12 protein-coding genes are annotated in these 12756 nt (G+C 64.0%); 9 read left to right on the forward strand and 3 right to left on the reverse strand.

The window, feature by feature from the left end; genetic code table 11:
• The first annotated feature begins 93 nt into the window (after window positions 1–93).
• The 8 genes from lysA to ACF8R3_RS13060 all read left to right on the forward strand — a co-directional run bounded on the left by lysA (window position 94) and on the right by ACF8R3_RS13060 (window position 8259).
• The gene (gene lysA / locus ACF8R3_RS13025) at window positions 94–1326 is read left to right on the forward strand and encodes a diaminopimelate decarboxylase (protein ID WP_392515689.1); all 1233 of its coding nucleotides are present in this window, start codon (window positions 94–96) and stop codon (window positions 1324–1326) included.
• Window positions 1327–1575: 249 nt separating this feature from the next.
• A complete protein-coding gene (locus ACF8R3_RS13030; protein WP_196186483.1) occupies window positions 1576–2286 on the forward strand; it encodes a helix-turn-helix domain-containing protein in 711 nt (236 codons plus the stop codon).
• A 106-nt stretch (window positions 2287–2392) separates the two neighbouring features.
• Window positions 2393–3808, forward strand: coding sequence for an efflux transporter outer membrane subunit (locus tag ACF8R3_RS13035; RefSeq protein WP_392515709.1), 1416 nt, complete (start codon window positions 2393–2395; stop codon window positions 3806–3808).
• Between the two features lie 86 nt (window positions 3809–3894).
• The gene (locus ACF8R3_RS13040) at window positions 3895–5040 is read left to right on the forward strand and encodes an HlyD family secretion protein (protein WP_392515690.1); all 1146 of its coding nucleotides are present in this window, start codon (window positions 3895–3897) and stop codon (window positions 5038–5040) included.
• On the forward strand, window positions 5030–6544 hold the full coding sequence (locus ACF8R3_RS13045) for an MDR family MFS transporter (RefSeq protein WP_392515691.1): 1515 nt from the start codon (window positions 5030–5032) through the stop codon (window positions 6542–6544). The genes ACF8R3_RS13040 and ACF8R3_RS13045 overlap by 11 nt, the downstream gene beginning before the upstream one ends.
• A gap of 83 nt (window positions 6545–6627) precedes the next feature.
• Window positions 6628–7392: a GntR family transcriptional regulator gene (locus ACF8R3_RS13050; RefSeq protein ID WP_392515692.1), complete on the forward strand. Its 765-nt coding sequence runs from the start codon at window positions 6628–6630 to the stop codon at window positions 7390–7392.
• Between the two features lie 33 nt (window positions 7393–7425).
• The gene (gene soxR, locus ACF8R3_RS13055; RefSeq protein ID WP_058604511.1) at window positions 7426–7890 is read left to right on the forward strand and encodes a redox-sensitive transcriptional activator SoxR; all 465 of its coding nucleotides are present in this window, start codon (window positions 7426–7428) and stop codon (window positions 7888–7890) included.
• Between the two features lie 120 nt (window positions 7891–8010).
• Window positions 8011–8259 carry a CsbD family protein gene (locus ACF8R3_RS13060; RefSeq protein WP_023533700.1) on the forward strand — a complete coding sequence of 83 codons (249 nt, stop codon included), beginning with the start codon at window positions 8011–8013 and terminating at the stop codon, window positions 8257–8259.
• A gap of 60 nt (window positions 8260–8319) precedes the next feature.
• Here the strand turns inward: ACF8R3_RS13060 and ACF8R3_RS13065 are convergent, their stop codons facing one another.
• From ACF8R3_RS13065 to ACF8R3_RS13075, 3 genes are all read right to left on the reverse strand, one after another.
• Window positions 8320–8592: a PepSY domain-containing protein gene (locus tag ACF8R3_RS13065; protein WP_023533665.1), complete on the reverse strand. Its 273-nt coding sequence runs from the start codon at window positions 8590–8592 to the stop codon at window positions 8320–8322.
• 106 nt (window positions 8593–8698) lie between these two features.
• The gene (locus tag ACF8R3_RS13070) at window positions 8699–9925 is read right to left on the reverse strand and encodes an MFS transporter (protein WP_058604510.1); all 1227 of its coding nucleotides are present in this window, start codon (window positions 9923–9925) and stop codon (window positions 8699–8701) included.
• A gap of 354 nt (window positions 9926–10279) precedes the next feature.
• Complete coding sequence (locus ACF8R3_RS13075; RefSeq protein WP_196186480.1) at window positions 10280–11569, reverse strand: DUF2235 domain-containing protein; 1290 nt, start codon at window positions 11567–11569, stop codon at window positions 10280–10282.
• Window positions 11570–11796: 227 nt separating this feature from the next.
• On the opposite strand from ACF8R3_RS13075, the gene ACF8R3_RS13080 reads away from it, so the two are divergent.
• Window positions 11797–12756: a MoxR family ATPase gene (locus tag ACF8R3_RS13080; RefSeq protein ID WP_023533720.1), complete on the forward strand. Its 960-nt coding sequence runs from the start codon at window positions 11797–11799 to the stop codon at window positions 12754–12756.

Below are 12756 nucleotides of genomic sequence, written 5' to 3' on the forward strand. Positions count from 1 at the left end.
CAGAGATGAATGGACGGCGCAAAAATAGCTATTTTTCTGAATCGAGTCTACGGGCCATGCTGTCGGCTTCCACCTGTGCCGAGCCATTCGATCATGACCATTCCCTTCTCTGTCCTAGCCAACGCCGTTCGCCAGTACGGTTCACCCCTGTGGGCCTACGACGCCGCCACCATCCTCAGCCGGATAGAACAGCTCAAGCCATTCGATACCGTACGCTTCGCCCAGAAAGCCAATCCCAATCTGCAGGTGTTGCGCTTGATGCGCGAGCACGGCCTGGTACTCGATGCAGTATCGCTTGGGGAAATGGAACGCGCCTTTGCAGCCGGCGCCAGTGTGGCGGGCGAGCCTGCGGGGGTGGTGCTGACCTGCGATGTGCTGGACCGCGTTACCCTGGCACGCGTGGTCGCGGAAAAGATCGAAGTCAACGCAGGCTCCATCGACATGCTGCGCCAGTTGGGCGAGCACTCGCCAGGGCACCGTGTCTGGCTGCGCATCAACCCGGGGTTCGGCCATGGCCACAGCCGCAAGACCAATACCGGGGGCGAGAACAGCAAGCATGGCATCTGGCATGAAGACTTGCCGCAGGCGCTCGCCTGCATCAGGGCCCATCGCCTGCACCTGGTGGGCGTGCACATGCACATCGGCTCCGGCGTGGACTACACCCATCTGGAGCAGGTGGCTCGCGCCATGATCGAGCTGATCGCGCGCCTGGACACCGATATCGAAGCGTTCTCGATCGGCGGTGGGCTCTCGACGCCGTACCGCACTACCGACACGCCGGTGGACCTGCAGCGCTACGCGCAAACCTGGGCAGTGGCACGCCAGGAAATCGAAGCGCTGCTGGGCCACCCGGTGCGCATGGAGATCGAGCCAGGGCGTTTTCTGGTGGCCGAGTCGGGCTATCTGGTGACCGAAGTCCGTGCCGTCAAGCAGGTGGGCCGCAACACGTTCGTGCTGGTCGATGCTGGCTTCAACGACCTCATGCGCCCTGCGATGTATGGGGCCTACCATGCCATGACCCTGCTCGATGCCGATGGCCGCCCCGTGGACCGCCCGCGGCAACCGACCGTGGTGGCCGGCCCACTGTGCGAATCAGGCGACGTGTTCACTCAGGATGACCAGGCACTCTGCCCTCAGGTCTTGCCCCAGGCCCAGGTCGGCGACTTGCTGGTGATTCACGATGCCGGTGCCTACGGTGCCTCCATGTCGTCCAACTACAACAGCCGGCCCTTGCTGCCAGAGGTGATGATCGAAGGCCAGGCCGTGCGCTTGATCCGACGTCGGCAGACCGTCGAAGCACTGCTCGCGCTTGAGGAAGGCTTGTAACGTCCAGTTCCTGCATGCCGACCTCCCTCGACAGCCGGCATGCCCGGGATAGATCGTTGAGCGCTCCCTAGACACTCCGCTCGGCTACACAGTTACAACTGCAAAAACCAAATAATCCGCAATCAAGCCTCAACTTTTAAGAAGATCAAGCAATTCAATCGCACTTAGCACGCACGCTACCCCACGCTTTGCAACATCTACACACAATCCATCCTTACAATTGGATCCATTCCCACCATGGATCCCGCCATGCAAACACTCGAAATGGATTACGCCCCCGGCGATCAGGTGGCCAGCCACTGCCACGCCCACGACCAGCTGATCTACGCAGCCAGTGGCACTGTGCATGTGAGTACCGATTCGGGAAGCTGGGTGATTCATGGGGGCAATGCGCTGTGGGTGCCGGCCGGCGTCAGCCATGCGATTGTCATGGAAGGCGTCGTCAGCATGCGCTCCCTGCTGCTGGCGCCCCACGTCGACCACTGCCAGGTGATCGTGGTGACGGGGTTGCTGCGTGAGTTGATCCTGGCCGCCTCGCGCATGCTCGGTATCCGGGAGGGCGAGCACGTACGGGCGCTCATACTGGGCGAGCTCGCCCACGCAAGGCGCATCGACACGTTCATAGCACTGCCGACGCACCCACGCCTGAGGGCCTGGTGCGAGCGCATGCTGCAGGCACCAGCCGAGGAACATGCCCTTGAACAGTGCGCCACGGCGCTGAACATGAGCACACGCAATGTGGCCCGGCTGTTCCAGCGCGAGCTGGGCATGTCCCACGGCCAATGGCGCGCTCGGGCACGGGTGATGTTGAGCCAGCAGTGCCTGGCGGCAGGTCAGCCGATCATCAATGTGGCGCTCGAACACGGCTACCAGAGCCCCAGCGCCTTTGCAGCCGTGTTCAGGCGCATCCTGGGGTGCGCGCCCAGCGACTGGCAGGACGGTAGCGCACGCCCCCGCTGAAACGGCTCGGATTGTCCGGCTGGCGCGCATGGTTGTCCCGCTTGCGGCAGCCTTGGCCTGACTGGTCTCGTTAACGTTGCATCATGACTGCCAAGCGATGTTCATGATGCCCACTTTGTCGATGATCCCCTCCCCCGTACGCCTTTGCACTGTGCTGACGTTCGGCCTGCTGGCAGGTTGCACGCACCCTGTCGTCTGCGAACAGCCCCCTGCGGCCATGCGGGTCAACCCTTTGACCGAGACCCAGGCCGGGGTTAGCGCACAGCCTTTACCCGGGCGCTGGTGGCAGCTGTACCAGGACCCGCAACTCGAGTACTGGGTGGAGCGCGCATTGGCCAATAACCAGGACCTGGCTCAGGCTCAAGCCAACGTGCGCGCACTGCTGGCCGGCATTGGCGAGTTCCAGGCGCAGCGCCTGCCTGCCACCTCGCTGGGCATTGCTGCGACCTACGGCAGGGACAGTGACGATCAGACCCTGGCCCAGGCCCGTGACAGCCGAGCTACTTCCTCTTGGCAGTTCAATCCGGGCATGGAGCTGGCCTATCAGGTGGACCTGTGGGGGCAGGTGCAAGCCCAAATCGATCGCGCCAAGGCGCAAGCGCAGGCCGCGGCCGCCGCACACGATGCCGTGGGGCTGCAGGTGGCAGCCCAGACCAGCCGTGCCTACATCGAACAATGCGTCTACACCGCTCGCCTGAGTCAAGCCAGGCAAGCCCTACACACCCTTGATCGCAGCCTGCTGTTGAGCGACCGCCAGCGTCAGGCCGGCATCGCTACGGCGCTGGACGGTGAGCGGCTGCTTGGCCTGCGTGAGCAGGTTCGCGCCCGGATACCCGTTTTCGAGGCGCGGCGCCAGGTGGCACTGTTCGAGCTGAGCACGCTGGCGGGTGAGGTCACGGTCGATCACACCCAACCCTGCGCTGCCATCCCGTCGCTCACGGCAGCGCTGCCCACAGGCGATGGCTGGCACCTGCTCGAACGGCGCCCCGACGTACGCCAGGCTGAACGAGCGTTGCAAGCCGCCGGCCTGGAAACGGACATCGTGCGCGCCGACCTGTACCCCAAGGTTCGCTTTGGCGCCCAGCTGGCTAGTGCTGATCGCCACATCAATGGCCTGGGTGCCAGCCGCGCCATCACGTTCGGCGTCGGCCCGCTGATCAGCTGGGAATTACCCAACCTGCAAGCCAATCGTGCCCGGTTGGGCAAGGCCCAGGCTTTGCAGCAGGCTCAGCGCGCTCACTATCGCAGCGTCGCGCTCAAGGCCCTGAAGGATGTGCGCCAGGCCTTGGCCCGTCATGCCGGTGAGCAGCAGCACCTGTCTTCGCTGCAGGCCGCGCTTGAGCACAGCCAGCGTGGCTTCGCCCTGGCAGAGGCCAGCTACCGTGCGGGCACCCAGGACGGGCTGGCCCTGCTTGACAGCGAGCGCGAGCTGATTGCCCTGCATGACCAGCTCCTCGAGGCGCGCGGCAAGGTGGCCAGGGCGCAGATCGACCTGTTTCGCGCGCTGGGCGGGGGATGGTGAATCCGCCACGCCCCAGGCACCGCTCACCACCCAACGCCCACCGCTCGCAAAGCGCAACTGCCTTCACTCGACAATGGAACGCCGCTATGAACGCTGCTGTAGAAACGCCCACCCCAACCCCGACTACCGAGCATGCAACCATTCGCACACGACGGCGGTTGGTCTATATCGGCGGCGCAGGCCTGGGCGTGCTGGCGCTACTGGCGCTCGCTGGCTACTGGTTCACCACCGGGCGCTACCTGGAAAGTACCGATGACGCCTACATCCGCGCCGATTGGGTGGCATTGAGTTCGCGTGTGGCAGGCTATGTGGCGACGGTAGAGGTCGAAGATGACCAGCCGGTTCAAGCCGGCGCTGTGCTGGTGCGGTTGCAGGATCGCGATTACCAGGCTCGCAGGGATCGCGCGCGCGCTGTCGAACGCCAGGCGCAGGCGGCCATAGACGCGGCGCAGGCTCACCGCGAGCTGGCCGTGCAGCGCATCGAGCAGCAGGCCCAAGCAACCCTCAAGGCCGAAGCCGCCGTGCACAGTGCCAGCGCCGAACGTCGTCGCAGCCAGCTGGACCTGCAGCGCTACCAGGGCTTGGTACGCGATGAGGCCGCCACGACCCAACGGCTGGAGCAGGCGCTGGCCGCCGCCAACCAGGCCAAGGCTGTCGAGCAAGGGGCCAAGGCAGCATGGCGTGAACAACAGGCACAGCAACGGATGGCCAAGGCCGGCGCTGCCCAGGCCGAGGCCGACTTGCAGCAGCGCCAGGCCGCCTTCGAAAGCGCCAGCGCCGAACGCCGGCTGGCCGAACAGGACGCTCAAGACACCGTACTGCGCGCCCCGGTGGCAGGCGTAGTGGGCCAACGCCGCGTGCGTGCAGGGCAATACGTGGCGCCAGGCCAGCCGTTGCTGGCGGTGGTGCCGGTGGCGCAAGCCTATGTCGTGGCCAACTACAAGGAAACCCAGTTGGCTCGGATGCGCCCAGGGCAGCCTGTGCAGGTTCAGGTAGACAGTTTCCCTGGCCATGCATTCAAAGGTCACGTGGCAAGCTTCTCGCCGGCCTCGGGTAATGTCTTCGCGCTGCTGCCGTCGGACAATGCCACGGGCAACTTCACCAAGATCGTCCAGCGTTTTCCGGTGCGCATCCTGCTCGACCTGCCCGCAAACGGGCCGCAGATACTGCCCGGCATGTCGGTGGTAACCACCGTCGACACGCGCACGTCGGAGCCTGCCGATGCGCGCTGAACAACCGGTATCCCTGCGCGCCTGGGTGGCCGTGCTGGGCGGGCTGTTCGGCTGTTTCATGGCCGGCATGAACGTGCACGTCACCAGCGCCGCACTGCCCGAGATACGCGGCTCGCTAGGCGCCAGCTTCGAGGAAGGCTCATGGATATCCACTGCCTACCTGGTGGCAGAGATCGTGATGATCCCCTTGACGGCCTGGCTGGTGGAGGTGTTCTCCCTGCGCCGGGTGATGTGGACGGGCTCGCTGGTCTTTCTGATCGCGTCGGTGGCCTGTTCGTGGGCGCCGAACCTTGAAACCATGATCGTGATCCGGGTAATTCAGGGCGCCGCCGGTGCCGTCCTGATTCCGCTGTCGTTCCAGCTGATCATCACCGAATTGCCGGCCAGCCGGATGGCCATGGGCATGGCCTTGTTCAGCCTGGCCAACAGCGTGGCGCAGGCCGCGGGCCCTTCGATCGGCGGCTGGTTGACCGATGCCTATTCCTGGCGCTGGATCTTCTACCTGCAGCTGTTTCCTGGTATCGCGTTGCTGTGCGCCATTGCCTGGTCCATCGAGGCCAGGCCGATGAAGTTGCAGCTGCTGCGCCACGGTGACTGGCTGGGCATCGCCGCCATGGTGATCGGCCTGGGCGGGCTGCAGATCGTGCTGGAAGAAGGCGGCCGGTTGGATTGGTTCGGGTCTTCGTTCATCACCGGCATGACCGTGGTGTCGGCATTGGCCCTGGTGCTGTTCGTGACGGCCCAGCTGTTCGGCCCCCGCGCGTTCATCAACTTGCGGTTGCTGGGCCGTTACAACTTCGGCGTGGCCAGCCTGGCGATGTTCATATTCGGCGCGGCCACCTTCGGGCTGGTGTTTCTGGTGCCCAACTACCTGTCGCAACTGCAGGGCTTCAGTGCACGAGACGTGGGTGTGGCGTTGATCGCCTACGGGCTCGTGCAGCTGCTGCTGGCGCCGTTGATGCCGCGCCTGATGAGGTGGACCAGCGCAAAGTTCATGGTGGCCAGCGGGTTCCTGATCATGGCGCTGGGCTGCTGGATGGGCGCCAGCCTGACTGCTGACAGTGCCGACAATGTGATCATCCCTTCCACCGTGGTGCGGGGCATCGGCCAGCCTTTCATCATGGTCGCGTTGTCCGTGCTGGCAGTGGCCGGGCTGGACAAGCGCGAGGCCGGGTCCGCCTCGGCGGTGTTCTCGATGCTGCGTAACTTGGGTGGCGCCATCGGCACGGCCGGCCTGACCCAACTGGTAGCCACGCGCGAACGCCTGCACAGTGCGCGCATCCATGAGCACGTGACCGTGTTCGAGCCGCAGTTGCACGCGCGCCTGGACCCGACCGTGCAGACATGGCTCTGGCACTCACAGCAGTGGCTCGAAGGTTTGTCGGGCACCATCGGCCGCGAAGCCTACCTGATGGCCTACAGCGATGCGTTCTACCTGGCCTGCCTGGCGTTGCTCGGCTGTGCGGTGGCAGCGTTGCTACTGAGGTCGCACAAGGGGCAATGAGGCCATGGAGGGGAGCTTGGCTCGGGAGCGACCGACGGCTGGTACACTGGCGCCTTTGTACAACATCCAGACAGGTTCGACCCATGCACCAAGCCCGCTATGCCACCGTGGCCAAGGACTTGATCGAGGCAATCGCCAGCAGCCGCTACCCGGTCGGGGGCCTGTTGCCCACTGAAATGGAGCTGTGCGCGCTGTATGGTGTAAGCCGGCACACGGTTCGCGCGGCGGTCGAGCAGTTACAGAGCCTGGGCCTGGTGTCCCGGCGCAAGCGCGTTGGGACACGTGTCCAGGCGCGCCACCCCGAGATCGGCTACCGGCAGTCGATCGCGAACCTGGCAGAGCTCTCGCATCACCTTCAGGCACCGGTACGTCAGATTCGCGATATCCGCCAATTCGTGGCCGCCCCTGAAGAGGCCGAGCGCCTGGGACTGGTGCCAGGGGAACAGTACTTCTGCATCGAGGCGCTGCACCGTACCTCTGCCGGGCACGCCCTGGCGCTGTGTGCAAGCGCCGTCTATGCCCAATCCGACTACGTGCAGGTGATCGAGCTGGCCCAGGCACATCCCGAGCAGTTGATCGCCCGCCTGATCGAGCAGCATTACGGGCGAGTCATCGCGGTGATCGACCAGCACATTCAGGCACAGTCGCTCACCCTGCAACAGGCACAGGTATTGAGTGCCGAGCCGGGTTCACCGGCGCTGTGCGTGGTGCGCCACTACCGCGAGGAAAACGGCGACCTGATGGCGGTCTGCGAAAACCTTTACCCCGCTGATCGCTACAGCCTGGTCAACCAGCTACGCCGCGACCGCATGCCCGCCAGCGCCGCTGCTTTCCCCCCAGCGTTCTGACGCACCACAGCCACTCATTGGAGATCGACCCGCATGGCAGCAGATTCGACACGGATGCTTACCGTAGGTGAGGTGGCTCGCCGCAGCGGTATCGCAGTATCGGCACTGCATTTCTATGAAAGCAAAGGTTTGATCGCCAGCACGCGCACAGCTGGCAACCAACGCCGCTATCCGTCGCTGGTGCTGCGCACCCTGGCGATCATCAAGGTGGCCCAGCGTACCGGTATTGCCCTGGATGACATCAAGCAGGCGCTGGGGCGCTACCCGCCCAACAGCAAGCTCACGGCGGCTCAGTGGGGCGAAATGTCCAGCGCGTGGCGAGAAGACCTGAACCAGCGCATCCGTCTGCTCCAGGCGTTGCGCGACAACCTGGACAACTGCATCGGCTGCGGCTGCCTGTCGCTGGAGCAATGCCCGCTACGTAACCCACAGGATGTATTGGGCGAGGAAGGCAGCGGGCCGAGGATCCTGGAACGGCATGTGCGTGAGGGCACGTAGCAGCGGCAGGTGCACGGGGCGGCAGTAGTTGGGACCGCTTTCGTTGGAACCAATGGGCGGCGCTAAAGCCCTAACCTTTTGCTATTTAACCAATCCCGTTAGCGAAAGGATGACCGAACCATGAAACGCGAACAGATCGAAGGTGTAGCAGAGAACATTGCCGGTAAAGCCCAGAGCGCTGTAGGTCGTCTGATCGACGATCCGGCCCTGGAAGCCGAAGGCGAAGGCCGTCAGGCTGCCGGCCAGGTGACCAAGACTTACGGTGATGCCGTGAACTGCGTCTCGTCGTTCGTCAAGGAAAAGCCGTTTGCAGCTGTAGCCATCGGTGCCGCGCTGGCCATGGTAGTCTCGCGCCTGCTGCGCCGCTGACCCAATGCATCAGGCCCACGCTGTTGCGTGGGCCTGATGGGCTTTGAATGCAGGCTGAACTCAGTTATCCAGTTCATCCTTGACGATACGGCCATCGTGCGGGTCGACCTTGAACTCGTACTGCTTGCCGTCAGCTTTCATCCCCTCGCCTTCCCAGTGACCGTCATCGGCTTCGATCTTGGTGATCTGGGTGTAACCGGCGCCTTTGAGGGCAGCTTCGGCCTGATCCTTGTTCACTTTCCAGTCGGCGCCGGGCTGATCGGCCCAGGCAACAGAAGCGCCCATCGCGCCAACCAGGGCCAGGCCAGTGAACAGTCGAGTCATCGCTTTCATTGCAGGTTTCCTTCTTGGAGGGTGTGAACATGCGACCCTTAGTCGGTGCGCCGCGTTCATTCCAATCCCCCCACACCGCCCAGACGCGGGTCGATCATTGCCAGGCTCAACCCGGCTGGCTGACCATCGCATTGCTGACACTGCGCCCGAGCACCAGCACCGTCACGAAACCGCAACCTACCAGTGCCGTGGCCGCACTCAGCAGCACGCCGGTGCCCAAGTGATCGACCACCTGACCACCGAAGAACGAGCCCACGGCGATGATGACCTGGAACATGGCCACGAACAGCGGCATGCCCCGTTCCACATCCTTGGGCGCGACCACGAACATCCAGATGTTCGCGCAGGCAGGAAACGCCCCGAAGGCAAAGCCCCATAACGCGATCAGCATGGCAGCGCCCGTCATGCCAGTGGCAAAGTGCGGGAACAGCGCCGTGCTGGTGGCTATCAGCAATGCCACCAGCAGCAGGGTATGCCGCACACTGCGGTTGGCCGCAAAGCCGGCGAAGATGTTGCCCATGAAGCCTGCCACACCGTAAAGCAGCAGCAATGAGCCAATGGTTGGGCCATCGAAGCCGGCGCTTTGCTTGAAGAAAGGGGCCACGTAGGTGTAGGCCGCGAAATGCGCCAGGCCGATCAGCAACACGGCAATCAGGCCCACGCGCGCTTGCGGGTTGATGAACAACGCCGGCAGGTCGCTGATGCGGATCGCCTTTTCCGGCATCAACCGGGGCAGCAGCATGACCTGCGCCAGCAGTACCGGCACCCCTACCACAGCGGTGACCAGGAACGTCATCCGCCAGCCCATCAACCCGCTGAGCCAGGTACCCACCGGCACGCCGATGACCGTGGCCAGGGTGACGCCGGCCATGATGATCGAATTGGCCTTGGCCACCCCGACGCCCTCGGGCGCCAGGCGGCTGCTCAAGGCGATGGCGGTCGCCCAGAAGCCACCGATACTCACCCCCAGCAGCACGCGCCCGAGCAGCAACAGGTGGAAGTTACCGGCAAAGGCGACGATGGCGTTGGCCAGGATCATGATCAGGGTCAGGCCAATCAGCAGGTAGCGCCGGTCCAGGTTGCCGACACCGACAGAAATGGTCGGCGCCGCCAGGGCCGCCATGATGCCGGGCAAGGTGACCATCAGCCCGGCAAGCCCTGCGCTGATGCCCAGATCGTTGGCGACGTCGTTCAGCACGCCTACTGGGAGAAACTCGCTGGTCACCAGGGCGAACGCGCCCACGGCCACGGAGAGAATGGCCAGCCATTGCTGGAGCAGGCTTTGCTGTTGGTGTTCGGGCAGACCACGAGGGGCCGGGCTGACGCTTGGCATTGTGCACACTTCCATGACAGGGCGCCTGAGACAGGCGCACGAGAGGCTAAATCAGGCCGCGAGTATAAGAGCAAGGGCTGCCAGGCGAGAGGCCGGCCGCTCGATAGTGGTTATCGCTGTGATCGATAGCGTGCAGGGCTCAGGATACCGAGGTGTGAGGGATTCTTTGTGGGAGCGGGCTTGCCGGGGGGCCGGACTGACCGCAATGGGCGCGAAGCGGCCCCAATATTTCAGCTTTGCAGCCGAGAATGTCGGGGAGCCACTTTGCGGCCCATCGCGGCTAAGCTGCACCCCCGGAAAACCCGATAGCCTACGGATTTGGTGCAAGGCAGCCCCACTCTGCACCCGAACACCCTAGACAGGATTAGGATGCACCACCCGCCCCGCTACGCCCGGCCGGTCGATGAACAGCACGTCCAGTGAACTGCTGCGCATGCCCTTGACGGCATTCCAGTGCGCCGAGGTATGGATGTAGCGCTCGCGCAATAGAGTTTGCTCCGGCTCGGTCAGTTCCAGCGATGGGCAGGCCCCCAACGCATAGGCATGCAACTTGTCGCTGATGCCACGCAGCTCCTCCGGTACAGCGTGCTGCCTGTGGCAGCCCAGCGGTGCAAAGGGCACGCCCGCGCGCGCTGCGTACTCGCGCATGATGCTCAAGTAGACCCGTGACAGCTGCCCGGCTACCTGTCGCCTTCGACCGATGGCGGCATAAACCTGTTTCTGCGGTTCACGGGGCTCCCCACCAGGCACAGGATGTTCCCAACTAACCACCCGCGCAGGCGGTTGGCCAAGGTCCTTGAACGCGGTGACCATCAATGCGGCGACGGCTGTGTAGACGCCGGTCTGTTGTGCAGGCACCCCAGCCGCTACCCGCTGGGACTGGGGCTTGCACAGCAGCACGTCTTCGTCGACCACATCCTGATAGCCACCACCGATATTCGAATGCACACCCGGTAGCACGATGTCGTGCCCACTGCCTATCAGGGGAAAGTTGTGGCGCTGCTCATCCCCGGCCACCAGTTGCACGACATGGTTGGCAATGCCTTCGGGCAACCCGAGCTGCAGCCCACCCTGACGGGTATCGGCGGGGTCGAAATCCCCTTGCAGGGGTGCAACGATGGCTGCCACCGTGTCGAACAAGCCGATGAAATGGATGACGATCGGGCAGTGTGGAAACAAACGCGCGGGCTCGTTGCGCAACACATTGGCCATATGCCTGGCCGCCGCTGCACCGCGGCTGAAACCGAACAGGTCCACACTTATCCGCTCGATGCGCGTTTGCCGATGGCCTTGCTGCCAGTCGCGCAACAGCGCGGCGATATCGGCCAGCGCTTGCTCCACACGCGCCTGGATGCCCGTACGCCCGCGACCGGTGGCCGATGCATAGATGTCATCGGCTTCCCCAGCCTGGGTGCCAATCCCCTGGACATAGTGCTTGAGCACGACGCGCTGCCCATCGTCTTCCGGTTGCTGCGCATAGAGGTCATGCAGCAGTGCGACGTTGCTCAAGGCATTGTCGTAGCTTGCCCCCTTGCCGTGCGACACCGTGGTGTTGTGCTGATTGTTGCCCGTGCCGTCGAAGAATAGGCCCAGACGTATTTCGATAGCGTCTGCCCTGTGGCTCCCGGTGATGTGCGTCTGCATTGTAGTGCTACCTGCCTGGCTGAAAAGCACAAGCAAGCGCCACGGCACGATGCCGAACCATCAGGCAATGGCGATCATCGGGCAGGACATTTCCGGGTGCCAGGCAGCCGAGGATGGATAAATTTCCAAGCCGCCATTGGTCGCCACCCCCTCGGATGGATTAAAGTATCAACCCTTGCCGGGCCGCTGCCATCAGCCGCCTGGTCCTCTATCAGGAACCGTCGCCGATGGAACACCGTGAGGCGCTGATCGCGCTGCGCACCTTTCTCTCTTCCCAGATCCTTGGCCAGGAAAAGCTGGTCGAGCGGCTGCTGATCGTGCTGTTGGCCGATGGCCACATGCTGGTGGAAGGTGCACCGGGCCTGGCCAAGACCAAGGCCATCAAGGAACTGGCCGAGGGCATCGAGGCGCAATTTCACCGTATCCAGTTCACCCCTGACCTGCTGCCCGCTGACATCACCGGCACCGAGATCTATCGGCCCGAGACAGGGAGCTTCGTGTTCCAGCAGGGGCCGATCTTTCACAACCTGGTGCTGGCGGACGAAATCAACCGGGCGCCGGCGAAGGTGCAATCGGCGCTGCTCGAAGCCATGGCCGAGCGTCAGGTCAGTGTGGGGCGCAGTACCTACGACCTGTCGCCGCTGTTCCTGGTCATGGCCACGCAGAACCCGATCGAGCAGGAAGGCACCTATCCCCTGCCCGAAGCGCAGCTCGACCGTTTCCTGATGCATGTCAAGATCGGCTTCCCCGACGCCGCCGTGGAGCGCCGCATCCTGGCCCAGGCCCGTGGCGAGGCGCTGGGGGGTGAGACCAAGCCCGAACGGCGGGTCAGCCAGCAGGCGATCTTCGCAGCACGCAAGGAGATCCTCGGTCTGTACATGGCGGACGCGGTGGAGGAGTACCTGGTGCAACTGGTCATGGCCACGCGTACGCCGGCCAAATTCGACAACGAACTGGCCGACTGGATTGCCTACGGCGCCAGCCCGCGCGGTTCGATTTCCCTGGACCGCTGCGCACGGGCCCACGCGTGGCTTGCCGGGCGCGATTTCGTCAGCCCCGAGGACATTCAGGCAGTACTGTTCGACGTGTTGCGCCACCGCATCATCCTGTCGTTCGAAGCCGAGGCGGCGGGGGTCGACCAGGACCGGGTCGTGCAGCGTATCCTCGACGTCGTGGCCGTTGCCTGA

This window comes from Pseudomonas sp. FYR_7, from assembly GCF_043106155.1.
GTDB lineage: Bacteria > Pseudomonadota > Gammaproteobacteria > Pseudomonadales > Pseudomonadaceae > Aquipseudomonas > Aquipseudomonas parafulva_B.

Excerpts from the sequence above, each read along its gene's own strand:
- lysA (WP_392515689.1), top strand. The coding sequence starts at position 94 with ATGACCATTCCCTTCTCTGTCCTAGCCAACGCCGTTCGCCAGTACGGT.
- ACF8R3_RS13030 (WP_196186483.1), top strand. The coding sequence starts at position 1,576 with ATGCAAACACTCGAAATGGATTACGCCCCCGGCGATCAGGTGGCCAGC.
- ACF8R3_RS13035 (WP_392515709.1), top strand. The coding sequence starts at position 2,393 with ATGCCCACTTTGTCGATGATCCCCTCCCCCGTACGCCTTTGCACTGTG.
- ACF8R3_RS13040 (WP_392515690.1), top strand. The coding sequence starts at position 3,895 with ATGAACGCTGCTGTAGAAACGCCCACCCCAACCCCGACTACCGAGCAT.
- ACF8R3_RS13045 (WP_392515691.1), top strand. The coding sequence starts at position 5,030 with ATGCGCGCTGAACAACCGGTATCCCTGCGCGCCTGGGTGGCCGTGCTG.
- ACF8R3_RS13050 (WP_392515692.1), top strand. The coding sequence starts at position 6,628 with ATGCACCAAGCCCGCTATGCCACCGTGGCCAAGGACTTGATCGAGGCA.
- soxR (WP_058604511.1), top strand. The coding sequence starts at position 7,426 with ATGGCAGCAGATTCGACACGGATGCTTACCGTAGGTGAGGTGGCTCGC.
- ACF8R3_RS13060 (WP_023533700.1), top strand. The coding sequence starts at position 8,011 with ATGAAACGCGAACAGATCGAAGGTGTAGCAGAGAACATTGCCGGTAAA.
- ACF8R3_RS13065 (WP_023533665.1), bottom strand. The coding sequence starts at position 8,592 with ATGAAAGCGATGACTCGACTGTTCACTGGCCTGGCCCTGGTTGGCGCG.
- ACF8R3_RS13070 (WP_058604510.1), bottom strand. The coding sequence starts at position 9,925 with ATGCCAAGCGTCAGCCCGGCCCCTCGTGGTCTGCCCGAACACCAACAG.
- ACF8R3_RS13075 (WP_196186480.1), bottom strand. The coding sequence starts at position 11,569 with ATGCAGACGCACATCACCGGGAGCCACAGGGCAGACGCTATCGAAATA.
- ACF8R3_RS13080 (WP_023533720.1), top strand. The coding sequence starts at position 11,797 with ATGGAACACCGTGAGGCGCTGATCGCGCTGCGCACCTTTCTCTCTTCC.